At 34.3% G+C, this 14,343-nt stretch carries 6 protein-coding genes; all 6 read right to left on the bottom strand.

What is annotated here, in order from left to right; genetic code table 11:
- Positions 1-21: 21 nt before the first annotated feature.
- A complete protein-coding gene (locus QVZ41_RS10595) occupies positions 22-1,452 on the bottom strand; it encodes a sialate O-acetylesterase (RefSeq protein WP_302884546.1) in 1,431 nt (476 codons plus the stop codon).
- On the bottom strand, positions 1,449-4,841 hold the full coding sequence (locus QVZ41_RS10590; protein WP_302884545.1) for a glycosyl hydrolase: 3,393 nt from the start codon (positions 4,839-4,841) through the stop codon (positions 1,449-1,451). Before QVZ41_RS10590 ends, QVZ41_RS10595 begins: the two co-directional genes overlap by 4 nt.
- Complete coding sequence (locus QVZ41_RS10585; protein ID WP_302884544.1) at positions 4,841-8,068, bottom strand: glycoside hydrolase family 2 TIM barrel-domain containing protein; 3,228 nt, start codon at positions 8,066-8,068, stop codon at positions 4,841-4,843. Before QVZ41_RS10585 ends, QVZ41_RS10590 begins: the two co-directional genes overlap by 1 nt.
- Before the next feature lie 37 nt (positions 8,069-8,105).
- Positions 8,106-9,161: a glycoside hydrolase family protein gene (locus QVZ41_RS10580; RefSeq protein ID WP_302884543.1), complete on the bottom strand. Its 1,056-nt coding sequence runs from the start codon at positions 9,159-9,161 to the stop codon at positions 8,106-8,108.
- 84 nt (positions 9,162-9,245) lie between these two features.
- On the bottom strand, positions 9,246-12,110 hold the full coding sequence (locus tag QVZ41_RS10575) for a glycoside hydrolase family 2 TIM barrel-domain containing protein (RefSeq protein ID WP_302884542.1): 2,865 nt from the start codon (positions 12,108-12,110) through the stop codon (positions 9,246-9,248).
- A 9-nt stretch (positions 12,111-12,119) separates the two neighbouring features.
- Positions 12,120-14,309, bottom strand: coding sequence for an alpha-L-rhamnosidase-related protein (locus QVZ41_RS10570; protein ID WP_302884541.1), 2,190 nt, complete (start codon positions 14,307-14,309; stop codon positions 12,120-12,122).
- Positions 14,310-14,343: the final 34 nt, after the last annotated feature.

Here is a 14,343-nt window from a genome sequence, read left to right as displayed (position 1 = left end):
GTTGATATACTTAACTATTTACTACCAATCATCCGTTCTAAAAGAAGACATAGGCAATCCTCCAGTACTAAAAATTTCGGCTTTGGTATAATCCTTAAATAAATACCTAACCGCTACAGGTTTTTCTACATTTGGAGAAGATAAAACCACTGATTTTCTTCTCATATAAGTTGTTGCTGGATAAAAGACTTTATTTTCTCCAGCAATTTCAAACCCTTTCACCTCTTTATCATACGAGGTAATTCCATTAGGAACATTTTTAAAAGAAACCGTTACGGTACTTCCTTTTATTTCCATAGCATTAAACTCTGGACTTAAATATTCAAACCCATCTATTCCATAAGTTTTTGCCAAAGCCAAATATGCCAATCGATCTCCTCCAACTTTTTTGTTATTTGGGTGAATGTTATTTTCTTCTCCAACATCCATTAGAACAGCCATGCCTATATTTAATATTTCTTGAGAAGCCTTTAACTGTGCTTCTCTTAAATAAGCCGAATTGTATTCTTCTTTCTGACCTATTGGATGAAATTGGGCATAATTAAACGGTGCAATTTGGGCATAATAAAATGGAAACGCTCCTTGATTCCATAACTCACGCCAAGAAACCACCATTTTTTTAAAAAAATCTTTATACTCAAAAGGTCTTTCGTAATTAGATTCTCCTTGATACCAAATAGCTCCTTTGATTCCATAACCAATTACAGGCGATAACATTCCATTAAATAAAGTTGTGGGTACTCTGTTTGGATTACTTTTTAAATCACTTTCTGTTTTTGGTAAGGGTAGTGTGTTATCAAAATCTTCTAACATTTCTTGATTCATCCAGGCCTCTACGTTTGATCCTCCGTAAGACACATGAATCAATCCTACAGGAACTTGTAACACCTCTTGTAACAAGCTTCCAAAATGCCAAGCCGTAGCACTAAAGTCACCTGTATTCTGTGGACCTGCCACTTTCCATTCTCCTTCAAAATCTTCTTTGGGTGTTAAAACAGTAGCTCTTGGAACCGTAATCAAACGAATATTTTTATTAGTTGAACGAACAATGGCATCATTACCTCCTATAACAGGTTGTCCTGGAAAACCTTTTAAAGGCATTTCCATATTAGACTGTCCAGAACACAACCAAACTTCCCCAATCAATACATTGTTTATTGTTTTTATTTCACTACCATTAGAAACCAAAATGATATACGGGCCTCCATCTTTAGGAGTTACTAAATTTGTTTTCCATTTTCCATATTTGTCAGCTTTCACCGGATATTCTTTTGCATCCCAAGATGTAGAAATAATCAATTCTTCGTGTTTGTTTGCCCAACCCCAAATAGGCGTCTTACTTTCTTGCTGTAATATCATGTTATCTGTAAACAAAGCAGGCAATTTAATTTCTGCTTGTATATTCATAACAGTAAACAAACACATAATTGTTATGGTCACTAATTTTTTCATTTCTTTAATGTCTTTTGTATTTTAATATTTCCTAATAAACCAGATTTCACCATCATGGTTTCATCTAACCTATAAGGTGCTGTGGTCCATGTTAAACGATCTTTTTTTAATAATTTTTCATCACCAATTAATCTATTAGCCCAAGTATTGGTCACTTTTACAGTCAAGGTGTTTTCTCCTTTTTTTAAAGCTTTTGAAATGTTTTTTCTATAAGGATACGTCCATAAAACACCGCAATCTTTCCCGTTTAAACTGATTTCAGCAATATGATTGATTTCATCAAACTCCAAGAACAAATCCTTTTCAATCTCCTTATTCCAATCAAATTTTTTGGTATAAATAGCCGTTCCAGAATAATATTTAATACTATCATTGGTTGAAGTGCTCCAATCAAAAAGTTGATGAATTTCAATTGATTTTGATGGTCCATGAAATGCTTTATCAAACTGAATAGTCCAATCCTGATTTAAAGTCTGAACTGTTTTATAAGTCGACCCATTTTTATTTTCTTCTAAACTTTTCTCATCTTGATTTTCTTTAAAAATCACAAAAAGGGATTCGTTTTTATCAAACTGTAACGAAATAATTGTTCTTCCTTTTTCCACTTTCCAATCTTGCACGGTTGAAGTTTCATCAGTCACAGGGTTATATAAAACAGGTGTTTTATTGGATACTCTAAAAGACACCGCTACTTGTCTTTGTTCTTCTTTTTGATTTGCCAAAAAATAAACATCTTCCTCATAATACGATCTATGTGCCCAAGCGATGGTACTCGCATCTTTTTTATTAATTTTTACATCTGCAGCAATTCCAAACGCAGAAAAATCAGATTCTAAATAAGGTAATTTTACCACCGTTCCTTTTCCTAAAGACCATTTTTTAGTTCCTTCACCAGACCAAATTTCATCAATAATCTGTTGCCATTTTTCTATCTCTTCAACCGTATGTTTTCCCGGAATACTTGTAGGTTTTTCATTCACAAAAACAGTAGCTCCATCTTTTACCAAATTCAAAATCTTTTGAGCTACCTCCAAAGACATCATTTTGTTTGGAGACATTTTTGTTACCCCAGGAAACAATAAAAATTGATAAATTACTTTGTCCGAGAAAACAACTTTTCCATCTTTTACATAGGCTCCTAACAAAACATCTCTGTTAAAAGAATCATATTTATAACCATTTAAAGCATTTACCCACTCTGATAAATCTGTACTATTTTTTGAGTACTTTACTTCTTTAGGCATTCTTGCCGATGGCTGTCCTACATTTGCCAATCGCTTCTTTTCTGATGCCACTCGTTCAGCTCCAAAAACATTTGGAATAGATGACACCAACCTATCTGGCAACACCGATCTCGAAGGGATTTCTTCCCCTGTAAATACTGCAAAATCTATCACCGGATGTCCTTTTTGTAACTGGAATTGCACATTTTTACAATAGTCAAAAAAAGCTTTTCCGGGTTTCCACCAAGTTTGATCTCGTTGAAAAAAAGTTCCTATCGGATCTAAAGTCATCCCCGGCTTTCTATCCAACCATGGATTGTGTACAAAAACATGGTAAAAAAATCGATTGACTCCCAGAGCATAATTTCTATCAGCTAAGGTTTTTAAGTTTCCAGGGTGTTCATCCCAATCCATTCTTAACTGAGTAAACGCTTCTGCTTGAATGATATCTTTTCCATAGATATGTCCTCCTGAAATAGCATCTAACATGTCATTAGGTTTGTCATGCGTAGGACTTCTCAACCAAAACTCTCCACTAGGATAATCAATGTGTTTAAAGTGTAACAAACCATCACTCGTCATGGTTGGAGCTACATTTTCTGAACTAAATTTAACTCCAGCTTTTTTAGCTTCGTCTGCCAAAACCCCAAAGAAATTATCTACAATTAATTCCGATATAGTTTTTCTAATATCGTATAACACATTTTCAGAAGTTTCAATATCATCCAACGGAATTCCTGCCATTACAGGTAAATACTCCACAACATCGTAACCTCTACGTTTTTTAAATTCTTCTCTAAAAACAGGTGACCAATTTTGACTTCCACACTCCCAACTATCCATGTGTAATATTTCCACCACCTTTGAGGATAATTCTGGGCCTGCTACTCTTAACATTTTCCCGAACCAATGGTCTAATTGAAAACGAACAGCTTCTGCATTAAATTTATCAACCTCTAAACCTCTACCTCCTCCAGCAGTTGCATTTTCATGTCCTGTAGAAGTATGTCCAAACCTAATGATTCTCCATTTTTTTTCTGATGGAGCTTGCCAATTTAAAACACCTTTCTCATCTATAAATTTAGAGATATTAATCATTTTTGACTTGTCGACACAATCCTCTTTTCCTATTTGTGTATTATTTAGTTTTGAACTAATTCGCCAAACAGCACCAGATTTCCCTTCATAATTTTCTATTAAAGGTTCCTCAGATAAAATAATTTTGGTGAGTTTTAAAGGTGAATTCCATTTGGCCATATCAATATCTTCAGCCCCTGGTTCCGAACCTTCTGGATTGTATACAAATCTGAAATATTTTGCTTTGGCCGAAAGACTATGGGTATAATCTTCATCAGTATCTTGCCAACCCGAACGTGGTGTTTCTAACCTCCCTAAACTTTTAAAAGTCTTTCCATCATCGCTCACCTCAACCATCATTCTATGTGCTTGATAATTGTTTCCTTTGGTTTCAATATGAATGGATTTACAAGAAAAAGGCTCCTTAAACTCGTACTGAATATAGCCTGGCTCATACATTCGCAACTGTGTTTGCTCAGTAGAAACATCGCTCAAAAAAGAAGCTTCTTCACCTATTGAAGTACTAATTTTAGGCTGAACATCAATGGATGTTTGATGTTTATTTTCTACTGGAAAGGCAAAAGAAGCAATGTCTTTATAGTAATTTTTATAATGTGCTGGCATGGGTAAGGTCATCTCTTTTAGATTCGCTCCTTTAACAATCGTATCAGCCCAAACTACTTTTTGCATAGACATTTCTGGCGTAATCCAAGGTCCGCCAGCAACAGCAAATCCATCTGCAGGATGAAAAGCTATTTTAACCCCCAATCGATCCGCCTCTGTTAAAGCCCAACGAACCAATTTCCAAAACTCATCACTTAATTGTACTATAGGTGGATTCATTAAAGGTTTTTCTCCCGGACCTTTAATAGTCATTAAATAAGCACCTCGAATTCCAGCTTGTTTCATTGCTTCTAAATCGGCAGTAATTCCTTCTTTAGAATAAGCACTTTTTAACCAATACCAATACACCCAAGGCATAGCACTCTCTTGAGTAGGCTCAAAATAAGACATTTCTGTTTTTTCTGATGGTTTACAAGCAACCATCAATAACATCATAAAAAACAAATATTTGAATCCTTGTTTCATTAATAGTTAAACTTTTTAAGTGTCTTAGACAATCCTTTATCAAAAGGGGTTAAATAAAAACTGTATTTGTAATCTTTTGATGAAATTTGATATTTTTCCATAGGAGCTCCCACTGGAGACCAACTATCATTCCCTCCAATTCCCATCTGAATTAAATCGATATTTAAGATTAAATAACCTGCATCAACCAAATCATACGTGTGTTTAGCTTCATTAAGATTTTCTTGTGTATAGGGCCATACACTCATACTTAAAGGTTGTAATCCAACGACTAAAAACCCGTTATCTTGTTTTGTATCAGAACAACTCATCCACCTCACTTCTGTTCTATTTCCATTTTCTTGTGGCATCACATAAGGTTCTGTAAAAGTGTTTAAAGGCAATGTATATTCCTTGATAGGAAAACCGTGATTACGATCTATGTAGTTTTCCAACACTCCTTTTCCATACCAAGAAATTTGTTTAAAATTATTCTCAACCCCCATTTGCATTCCTACTTTTGGAATGTTTGGCAAATCTATAGAAGCGTTTAATACATAATCAACCCTAATAAAACCATTCGATTCTATGTTGTAAGTAACAGAAACTTGCGCACTGTCTTTAATTACTTCATAATTAGAAACAACTCGCACTTCATCTCCCAGTAATGATGTTTTTACTGAGGTTAATTTAGGCTGATTGGTATACCATGTTTTTAAAATCTTATGTGGTTTCCATCCTTTACGATCGTTATCTGTTAAAGGTCTTGTGAAATTTGGTAATAATGGAGCATATACTTGTTCTTTACCTTTAAAAAGGTACGAACTTAATGCTCCATTTTCTTTATCAACGATTACACTAAAATGTGCTCCTTTTATTTTAAAATTGTCATTAGACTCTAACACTTCTAAAGAAGAAGTTGACTTAGGAGACTGGTAAACAATCTCTTGTTTTGGTCTTAGTAAAAACTGATCTTCTGCCACCACATAACCTTTATTTGCCCATAACTCATCTTTTGATAATTGGAATTCAATATTTAAGAAATACTCCGCATCGGCTTTCATTTTTGGAATATATTGCTTTATGTTAACTATTATTTCTTGACCTGCTGCAACATTAAAAGAAGATAAAATTTCTTTTTTGATGACTTTCCCATTCTCTAAAATTTGTAATAAAGGAATGTAATCAATTAAAGATTTTGTGGCTTGGCGGTTTTTAACAATTAATTGATTTCCTTCCAAACGACAAGTTACAGGTTGATATACCCATTTATTTTCATACATGGCTGCTTTGGGTCTACCGTCAGAGGCTACCACTCCGTTGATACAAAAATTTCCATCATGTAGTTTTTCTCCAAAATCACCTCCATAAGTATAAAATTCTTGTCCTGTTTTTTCATCAACTTTTAACAAACCTTGATCTTTAAAATCCCAAATACAACCACCTATAACTCTAGGCAATCGTCTAAACTCATCCCACAATTCTTTTAAATTTCCTGTTGAATTCCCCATGGAATGTGAGTATTCCACAAATAAAATAGGTCTGGTATCGGCTTTATTATCTACCAAAAACTGTGGGGTAAAAACTCCTGGATAAAAACGACTTACCATATCTACATAAGGTTCATCTTGTGGGTTTTCAAAACGATGTGAATGATCTCCTGTTGATGGATACCTTGAATCTCTTTCATCTATATACCCCTCTAACCTTGGATTTCCTTGAGCAGGCTCGTAATGTACAGGTCTGGTAATATCAAAATCATGTGTCCAACCTGCCATGGCTGCATGGTTTGGTCCTTTTCCTGCTTCGTTCCCTAAACTCCACATAATCACACTTGGATGATTTTTATCACGCTCTACCATTCTGGTCATACGCTCTATATAAGCATTTGTCCAACTTGGATCATTACTCAATTTCCCTCCTAATCCATGTGTTTCTAAATTGGCTTCATCCATCACCATAATTCCATATACATCACACAATTCATAAAAATACGGATCGTTAGGGTAATGACTGGTTCTAATGGTGTTAAAATTAAATTGCTTGATGGTTTTTACATCATCTTCAATATCTTTTCTAGTTAATGCTTTTCCTCTGATAGGATGATGATCGTGGCGATTAACTCCATAGATATATGTTTTTTTTCCATTGATTAATAACTTACCGTTTTCTTTAGAAAACTCAATAGAACGGAAACCAACTTTACAAGATTTTACTTCTGAAATATTTCCGTTTTCATCTTTTAAAGTCATGACCAACGTGTATAAATTTGGTGCTTCTGAACTCCATTTTTTGGGATTTTTGATCGTTTTTTCAAAAAAACCAAAACGCACATTATCCAAACGAGGATAACTTTCATTTACAATAGCTTTGGCTAAAGTATCAATAGGTTTTTCAAATAAAGCCTTGTTTTTATCATTATACAATTGAAATTCAAACGAAGCATTCTTAATAGTGTCTCCAGTTAAGTTTTCTAATTTTGGACGTAATTGAAAAACAGCATCTTTATACTCTTTATCTAATTTTGTTTGATAAAAGAAATCTTGAATACGTAATTTTGGTTCAGCCATCACAAAAATCTCTCGCTGAATCCCGCTCATTCGCCAATGGTCTTGATCTTCTAAATAAGCACCATCACTATAGCGAATTACTTGGACGGACAATACATTTTCTCCTTCTTTTAAATAAGGTGTAATATTAAATTCTGATGGTAAAAAACTATCTTCCCCATAACCTAAAAACTCCCCATTGATCCATACTTGAAAAGCTGAACTAACCGCTCCAAAATGAAGCGTAACCGTCATGTTTTTTTGCCAATCACTAGGCACTGTGAATTTACGTTGATAAGACCCTATACTATTATCATCCTTAGGAACAAAAGGTGGATTGATAGGTCTAAAAGGATATACTGCACTTTTGTAAATTGGAATCCCATAACCAAGTAATTCTATATTAGAAGGCACTTCTATTTTGTCCCATTCTTTTACCTCATCTTTATAAAAGTCTTTAGGAGCTTCTTCTAAGTTTTTTGCATACTTAAAATTCCACTCACCATTTAACATGATGAAACGACTTTTTTCTCTATTCCCTTCTAATGCATCTGCTACCGTTTTATAAGAATAAGCAGTAGCTCTTGCAGGCTGTCTATTGATACTAGTTACCAACGGATCTTCCCAAGGTGCATAACTATATTTTTTAGGTGTTTCAGGAATCCCAGCAGGCTCTCCTGTAACTGTTTGTGCAGTCACTAAGCTTGCAAAATTTAAAGCAACACATAATATGAGTTTATTTATGATCATCTTCTATAGCTACAAAATGAATATCACTTTTTCCTATGTCTTTTGAGGTTGCTAGTGCAATACCACGTTGTCCTGCTTTGTTTACAGCACAGTAATAATGATACACAATACCATCGTGTTTTACCACAAAAGACTTGTGAGCAAACTGTGCATCATAAGATTCTGATGACTGAATTAAATCTTCTCCTTCCCAATCTTTCCAATGAATTAAATCATTCGATACTGCAAATCGGTTAAACGCTCCTTGATCCCAGCCTGTCCAAAAAGCTCCAAAATAAAACATCACCCAAGTATCATTAATACGTTGAATATAAGCATCTCCAGAAATTCCTTTATGATGATTGATTACAGGTCCATCTCCAAAACGTTCCCAGTTTTTCATATCGTTTGAAACCGCCATGGCAATACGCTCAGCTCCTTTGGCAGGGTTGATACTATCTCCACGAGCGTTGTAATACATCACAAAATCATGTCCTGTTTCTTTCTCAACATCTCTAATCACAGAACTTTTATACATGGTACTGTTGTCCCACCATTTTGCTTTGTCATCATTTGGTCTTAAAACAGGTTCTGGCAAACGTTTAAATTCGTGAGGTGTAGTAGGCAACTCATCCGTATAAGCCATTCCCATAGATAATATTCCTGCTTCATATCCTGTAGTATTCCCTCCAAAATAACTCATCCAGTATTTATCGTCATAAGATTCCCATTTGTAAGAACCTCCCCAAGTAGGATCCTGTAAAGCAATGTATCCTGCTTTTTGATTGACATCCCATTCTGTAGTGTCTTTTGAAAACGACATGACTTTTCCTAAGTGTTTCCAGTTTAACAAATCATCACTTTCTGCCAACCAAGTTTCGTAACCACGACCTTCAAAAATTAGATAAGTCATAAACCACTTTCCATCTTTTCTAAAGATACTTGGACAATCCATTTTGTATGAGTTGTCTTTAGGCACCATGACCAAACCGTACTTATGTGGCGTTTTAATTTCATTATATATTTCTTGCATTACGGCATCTGTAATCTCTCTTTTCTTCATTTTTGAAGAACAAGATGTAATCATTACCAATGCAAAGCATACTAGTACGAGTTGAAAAAACTGTTTCGTTTTCATAAGTGAATCTTACTTTTTAAACTTTAAATAAACTGTACGTTTTTGCAGACCACTTAACCATTTAGGTTGCGATGAAGGCCCTAATAAATCGGTGGCATTTACTTTGTTTCTTGCTGGTGGAATAACATCTAAAACAGCAATCCCGGTATTCGGGATGGTGTACAACAGAGCATCACGTCCATCGCGTGGTGAATACACACCTAAATAAGTATCCGTATCTTTATTCTCAATATAAATTTGTCCTTCTTCAGTAGTAAATTCTGCCCAATGCCAGTTGTTAAAATATCCTTTAAACTCAGGATAATTGAATGATTCCCCTGGAATAGGATCGTTATAATCGTTTTCCCAAATATCTAAAGTGGTTCCTTTTAAACGGTTTTGCCAAACCCTATAAGGTCCATCACCCAACCATTTTTTAGCTCTCATTTTTTCTTCAGGATATTCAAAATACATTCCTGCTAAATCAACTACACCGTTATATTCATATTCATAGTCTAGTTGAATCAATCCATCGGCATTGATTGTCCAAACTACTTTTTGAAGAATCCCGTGATAATTAGCTGTAACCACTACTTTTCCATTTTCTTGTTTTGCTTCTATATTTAACAAATTTTCAGAGCAATTTACTTCTTCATCCCAACAAGAAAACTCTTTATAAATACGATCTTCTCCTTTTAAGAAATCAGGATTGATAGTTCCATCTAACGTTCTGTCCCCTCTACGAACCATGATTATTTTTGGTCCATTGGTTAAACTAATGATTTTTCCAGATTGAATTACCTCAGTTAATTTCCCTGATAGTTTATCAATTTTAATTTCAGATTTATCTGCCTTAACAGTATAAAACTCTTTTGTTTCTTTTAAATCTACATTTCCTGAAGCTTCTTTTTTATCTATTGCTTTTTTATCCCAAGTAAAATCCCAAGTCCACAATTCATTTCCATTTTTGTTGATGGCTTTTACATACAACACATCAGCATTTTGCCAATTGTTCGGTAAGTTCAGTTTTAATTCTCCTTTAGCGTGAGGTTGAATATTTGGTGATGAAATTTTTCCTTTCTGAAGTGTTTTACGTTCTGCTTTTCCATTTAAAGGAGAAGTAAACTTAACCAACTCCCACTCAAAAGTACAAGTGTTTATATTGGTAAAATCGTAACGATTTTCTAAAGTAAACGTTCCATCAAAATCTTTTGATAAGATTGGTTTTTCCATAATCATCACCGGAGACCAAACTTCCTTCACAGTAAAGAAACTACCTTCTTTTTCGTGATGTGGTCCTACAATTCCATCGGCACCATAATTTCCTTGGTTGTCAATTCTTCCATCCTGATCGGTACGAGCAATTCCTTCGTCGGCAAATACCCAAAGATAACCTCCTGCACCTCTAGGATGTTTTCTCATAATTTCCCAATAATCATCAAAACCAGCTCCATGGCCACCATCATACAATCCGTGTAGATATTCAGTTGGCATAAAAATATTGTCATCTCTAAAATATTCTAAAGTCTCTCCATAAGAACGATAATGCATGGTTTCTACCCCATTGTGTTCTTGTTGAGGATGCAACACAGGACGTTTTTGTAAATCCCAAATATCAAACTGATTGTCTAAATTGGTGTTCCATCCACCTTCATTTCCGTTAGACCAAAAAATAATACTTGGGTGATTTAAATCACGAGTAACCATTTCTTTTACCAACTTTTTACCAACTGCATCATCATAATGACCATGCCATCCTCCTAACTCATTCATTACATACAACCCAAGTTCATCACAAGCTTGTAAAAATTCAGGATCTGGTGGATAGTGAGATAAACGCACTGCATTCATGTTCATTTCTTTGATCAAACGAACATCTGCATAGTTTAATTCTTTGTTTAAAGTTCTACCAGATTCTGGCCAAAAGCTATGGCGATTTACCCCTTTCATCAACACACGTTGACCGTTGACATAAATTCCATCTCCTTTTCTGATTTCAATAGTTCTAAATCCAATAGTCTCAGAAATGTTATGCAACAATTCTTTCCCTTTATAAATAGCTATTTCTGCCTTATAAAGATTAGGTGTTTCTGCTGTCCATTGTTTGATATTTTTAAAACTTCCTGATAAATGAATTTTATCTCCACTACCAACGATATCAGCCTTAATTGTATTTCCTACTTTTTTCCCATTGATATCTAAGACAGTTATCTCTGCTCGTATATTTGAAGCCGCATTTCCTAAAAACACATTGGCTTCAAAAGTTCCGTCAGCTTCCGCTTTTAACGATGTATAATTGATATGTGTTACTGGCAAGGCTTCTAAAAAAACCGGACGGAAAATACCACCAAAGTTCCAATAATCTGCACGTCTTTCAGCCAAGTTTACACTGGCATTTTTAGACTCTTTGCTCACCACAACACTCAACTCGTTTTTCTTACCAAACTTTAATAAATCTGTGATATCATATTTAAATCTGTAAAAAGCTCCTTGATGTTCATCATCACTTGCCGAACGTCCATTAATTCTAACTTTTGTATCGGTCATAGCACCATCAAAAACAATTTTTACACGTCTGTTTTCCCATGCTTTTGGCACTTCAAACGTATATTTATATTCTCCTACCTCATCAGCAATTCCTTCTGGAAAAGGTTTTCCGTAAAAACGAATTCCGTATTGATATTTTCCAAATCCTTCTTGTTCCCAAACAGAAGGCACATTAATGGTAGACCATTCTCCACTTTTTCTTCCATCAGAAATTTTAAATTCCCACTCTTTGGTATCTTGATATCCTTTACCTGATAAATACTGAATTTGAGTTTCTGTATTTTGAGCTTTTGCCGAAAAACTGACAACTGCCAAAAGAATAGATAATCTGTAAATAAATTTGCTCATTCCTTTAAATTATAATGCTTTGTATTGAATTTGATATTCTTTATTAGCCTCTAATACTAACTGATATTTGTTTTTATCCACTTGCATAATTGCTCCCAAGTTTGTTTTTGGTCTGCTTTTACTATGAATGATTAAAGTTCCTTCTCCACTAATTGTTTTGATATTCATTTCTTTACTACTGATGTACAACTCTATATTTCCTTTAGGCGTTGGTACTTTTCCTTCCATCCACTTTAAACCACCTAAATTAGGTTCAATTGTATACGTTTCGTATCCAGCAGTAATAGGTTGTACTCCCAAGTAATATTTTCCAAACAGATAAATAGGACTTGCTCCCCAAGCGTGACAAAGACTTTTTCCATAAGGTCTTCCATACATAGTTAAGTGTTCCTCTCCTGTTTGTTTTGGATCGTATTTTTCCCAAAAAGATGTCGCTCCTTCTTTTAACATACCTCCCCAATAATCGCGAATTTCATCTAATACAAATTCCTGTTCTCCCAAAGCACAAAGTGCTTCTAACTCATAAAATCTCATGTAAGGAGTCGTAATTTCTAGGATGTCATCATTCAGCAATACTTTATTTTTTACACTTTGTTTTTGTTCTTCATCAAAATAGTTGAAAAAGATTCCAAACATATTGGCATATCGGGTTACGATGTCTTGCATTTCACCATCAATACGTTGGTGTTTCATAACATTTTTATCCTGATCCCAAAACACCTCAAACAATTGTTCTTTTAAATCTTGTGCCAATTTTTGATATTGTTTTTCATCGGCTGTCTCATCAGCAATTTTTGCACTTATTGCCATGGCTTCTAAACTTCTGGCTAACAACATTTGTTCAAAACTAACCTCTCCTGTTTTAGGTAAGCCATCAGCCCAATCAATAAAAACCCAATCCCCTTCTAAAGGTTCTAAAAATCCATTTTTATTTCTTCTACCCAAACAATATTCCATTAAAGTTTTCATTCTTGGATAAAATGTTTCTATAAATTTTGTATCACCGGTATACAAGTAATAATCATAAATTCCCACAAACCAATACAAAGAATAATCCATAATAGTGTTTACGTGAGCCGTTACAGGCTCTTTACCACGTAGTGCTAACAAAGTTCTTTCTACCGATGCAGAATCGAAAAACAAATAATAGTTCATTAAATAACTTTGATAAGCATCTCCAGACCACACCCAACGATCTCTCTTAATTCCATCAATAAAAAATTCTCGAGTAGTTAAATGCATGGTATACGCAGATACATCCCAAATTTCGTTCAATAATTTATCTGATGATTTAAAAGCTCCTCGATATTCTAATGGTAAATATTCATACAACATAGAAATAGAATCGTACTGTACAGAAGCTTCTTTTTGAACTTGCACATAACGAAATGCCTTAGAACCATTATGAGTGTACGTTTTTGATTGATTTCCATCAAAATATAAATGATCCAAAGTTTCGCATTTAGCAGTATCTAAGGCTTCTTCTTTAGATTCTCCATAATACAATGCTAGTTTTCCTTTTCCTTTTAAACCGTGAATTTTAATATAACCAAAGGTTTCTTTTCCAAAGTCTATCAATTCCCCATTCTCTGTTTTTTCAGCCCCTTTAGCTGCCCAAGGTTCCGTTTCAAGTTTAAACTCTGATGGTTTGTTATTAGGTGTATTGAAATTCCATGAACCTACAAACACCCATGGGGTTCCAGATTGTTGCGCTTTTCCTGCTTCATCTATCCAAAGTTTATCTTCGTTGGTAACCATCCAATCTTCATTAGATTTAATATATTTTCCATCAATAAAAATGGCAGGTAATACTTCTTGATTGTAAACTTTTAAAGAAATTTTATGTTTTCCTTTAGGAATGGTAATCGATTTTGGTTGTCCATAAATCTGCTTACCATCTACCAATAATTGAAAAGGTCCTTCGGATACTATTTTAATATCATCAGCTTCAGGAAAATCAACTTCTGTTTGAAACGTTACCAAAGCATACGGGCTGTAATATTTCCATAAAGGAGGAAAAACAGCTTCACGTTCAGTTCTCCTTACTTGCATTTTATTGCTCAGCCAAATTTCAAAATCTCCTGGATACCAAATCCAAGTAGCTTCTTTGCTATTTGTTTGAGCAAATAAAGAAGTTGAAAACAAAAACAGTATTCCGAAATAAATTTTGAATACTGATATTGATACTTTATGACACATAATTGTGAATTATTTTAAATTTAAAAATGAGCTT

The organism is Wenyingzhuangia gilva (assembly GCF_030519655.1).
Taxonomy (GTDB): Bacteria; Bacteroidota; Bacteroidia; order Flavobacteriales; family Flavobacteriaceae; genus Wenyingzhuangia; species Wenyingzhuangia gilva.
Note: the sequence above shows the minus strand (reverse complement) of the source record. Positions and strands in the feature narration are given on the sequence as shown.

What these genes read in the sequence shown, in the direction of transcription:
- QVZ41_RS10575 (WP_302884542.1), bottom strand. Translation starts at nt 12,110, where the DNA reads ATGAGCAAATTTATTTACAGATTATCTATTCTTTTGGCAGTTGTCAGT.
- QVZ41_RS10595 (WP_302884546.1), bottom strand. Translation starts at nt 1,452, where the DNA reads ATGAAAAAATTAGTGACCATAACAATTATGTGTTTGTTTACTGTTATG.
- QVZ41_RS10570 (WP_302884541.1), bottom strand. Translation starts at nt 14,309, where the DNA reads ATGTGTCATAAAGTATCAATATCAGTATTCAAAATTTATTTCGGAATA.
- QVZ41_RS10590 (WP_302884545.1), bottom strand. Translation starts at nt 4,841, where the DNA reads ATGAAACAAGGATTCAAATATTTGTTTTTTATGATGTTATTGATGGTT.
- QVZ41_RS10580 (WP_302884543.1), bottom strand. Translation starts at nt 9,161, where the DNA reads ATGAAGAAAAGAGAGATTACAGATGCCGTAATGCAAGAAATATATAAT.